The sequence below is a fragment of the Pseudoalteromonas luteoviolacea H33-S genome, from assembly GCF_001625695.1.
Classification (GTDB): Bacteria; Pseudomonadota; Gammaproteobacteria; order Enterobacterales; family Alteromonadaceae; genus Pseudoalteromonas; species Pseudoalteromonas luteoviolacea_B.
This window is the reverse complement of sequence record NZ_AUXY01000040.1, coordinates 1-221: the sequence shown is the minus strand read 5'-3', so window position 1 is coordinate 221 and position 221 is coordinate 1. Positions and strand designations below refer to the sequence as shown.

1 protein-coding gene is annotated in these 221 nt (G+C 42.5%); it reads right to left on the bottom strand.

Annotation, left to right across the window (positions count from 1 at the left end):
• Positions 1 to 221, bottom strand: a 221-nt coding sequence (locus N477_RS26245; RefSeq protein WP_196760567.1) for a hypothetical protein, incomplete at both ends; no start/stop codon positions are given.

Sequence of the window (221 nt, the reverse complement as noted above, 5' to 3'; positions counted from 1 at the left end):
GAGCCGATGTAACGGTTACCCATTTGATAAGTGCCACTTACTGTTTGAGTAATCGTGTAGCCATCTACATTTGATTCAATTAGACCTGTGAAGCTAAACGCACCATTAGCGTCAGTTTTAACACTTTGATTGACCGCCTGACCAAACTTATCTGTGCCTGTGATAGTGACCGTGATGTCTTTTAATCGAACGTCGTTTTGATCAACAGCGCCATCTTGGTT